Annotated in this window: 2 protein-coding genes and 1 pseudogene; all 3 read left to right on the top strand. The window is 40.1% G+C overall.

Going from position 1 to position 1,814, the window contains the following annotated elements; genetic code table 11:
• Positions 1-216 (top strand): annotated as a pseudogene (locus M2139_RS14200) (hypothetical protein); the annotation flags it as partial.
• Between the two features lie 27 nt (positions 217-243).
• A complete protein-coding gene (locus tag M2139_RS14195; protein WP_280739512.1) occupies positions 244-642 on the top strand; it encodes an acetyl-CoA carboxylase biotin carboxyl carrier protein subunit in 399 nt (132 codons plus the stop codon).
• A 60-nt stretch (positions 643-702) separates the two neighbouring features.
• The coding region (locus M2139_RS14190) for a sodium ion-translocating decarboxylase subunit beta (protein WP_280739511.1) at positions 703-1,814 on the top strand (1,112 nt) is incomplete at its 3' end.

Genomic DNA, 1,814 nt, shown 5'->3' with positions numbered 1-1,814 from the left:
TTTATTGAAACGGATCCAGCGGAATATGAGCTGGTAAGTGTGCTGGCTACGGCAATCGCTGCTGGGGATCATCCAGAAAGTGAATTTGTTGTTAAGAAGATTCAACAGCGAAATCCCGAAGTCCGCTTAGTTTCGATTATTGCGGCCAGTTTAGCTGCTGAATTATCAGAAGATAGTCAGTTTGTTGTGAAAAAAATTTATCAAAAGAAAAACTAATAAAACATTTTAATTGGAGGAAGCATAATGTTACGCAAATTTAAAATTTCAGTTGATGGAAAAGAATATTTAGTAGAGATGGAAGAAATTGGTGGCGTGCCACAACCTGTTGCACCGGCAGCACCAGTTGCCGCACCAACACCAGCACCAGCAGCTCCTGTTGCTGAAGCAGCTCCTGCACCACAACCAGCAGTCGCAAGTGTTCCTGCTGGAGCAGATGCCATGCCAGCACCAATGCCAGGAACTATTTTAAAAGTTTTGGTTAACGTTGGCGATGTCGTGGCAGAAAACCAACCATTAATGATTTTAGAAGCGATGAAGATGGAAAATGAAGTGGTTGCTACTCAAGCAGGCACAATTACCGGGATTCATGTTAACCAAGGAGATATGGTGAACCCTGGTGATGCTTTAATTACAATTGGTTAAGCTAAAAAAACTAGCTACAAATGAAAGTATAAATTTTGAAATGAATAGGAAGTGACTTGTGTGGAAACACTAATTGAAGGCGTAGTCGGCATGGGACAAGAGCCCGGCCGTATTATTATGATGCTTGTAGGTGGCGTCTTAATGTATTTAGGAATTAAAAAAGAATATGAACCTACCTTATTAGTCCCAATGGGCTTAGGAACAATTTTAGTAAATTTCCCTAACTCAGGGGTTTTAGCTGCAGCAGGTGAACCAGGACCCTTTAAAGTCTTGTTTGAAGCCGGAATTAGTACGGAATTATTTCCCTTGCTATTATTTATTGGAATTGGGGCGATGATTGACTTTGGTCCGTTATTACAAAATCCATTCTTATTATTATTTGGTGCCGCAGCCCAATTTGGGATTTTCTTCACGGTAATCGTGGCGGTTTTATTAGGTTTCAATATTAATGATGCTGCTTCAATCGGAATTATCGGCGCCGCAGATGGTCCAACATCAATTTTCGTAGCCAATACCTTAAACTCTCAATACATGGGAGCAATCATGGTAGCGGCCTACTCTTATATGGCGTTAGTACCAATTATTCAACCAGTAGCGATTAAAGCTGTGACAACGAAAAAAGAACGTCAGATCAGAATGACTTATCGCGCCGGTGAAGTTTCACAAACAGCGAAAATTTTATTCCCAGTAGTTATTTGTGTGGTAGCCGGTTTAATCGCACCTGTTTCTTTGCCATTAGTTGGTTTCTTAATGTTCGGTAACTTATTAAGAGAATGTGGTGTCTTAGATCGTTTATCAATTACAGCTCAAAATGAATTAGTAAATATTATCAGTATTGTTTTAGGTCTAGCTATTTCTGTGAAAATGGAATATTCAGAGTTCTTACAAGTAGATACTTTAATGGTAATTGGCCTAGGTTTAGTTGCCTTCATCATGGACTCAGTGGGTGGCGTCCTTTTTGCGAAATTATTAAACTTGTTCCGCAAAGAAAAAATTAACCCAATGGTAGGTGCCGCTGGTATTTCAGCGTTCCCAATGTCTAGTCGAGTAATTCAAAAAATGGCGACGGATGAAGATCCACAAAACTTTATCTTAATGCACGCAGCTGGTGCCAACGTATCTGGTCAGATTGCTTCAGTAATCGCCGGAGGCTTGTTATTAGCTTTGTTAGT

The sequence above is a fragment of the Enterococcus sp. PF1-24 genome (assembly GCF_029893325.1).
Taxonomy (GTDB): Bacteria; Bacillota; Bacilli; order Lactobacillales; family Enterococcaceae; genus HY326.
Note: the sequence above shows the minus strand (reverse complement) of the source record. Positions and strands in the feature narration are given on the sequence as shown.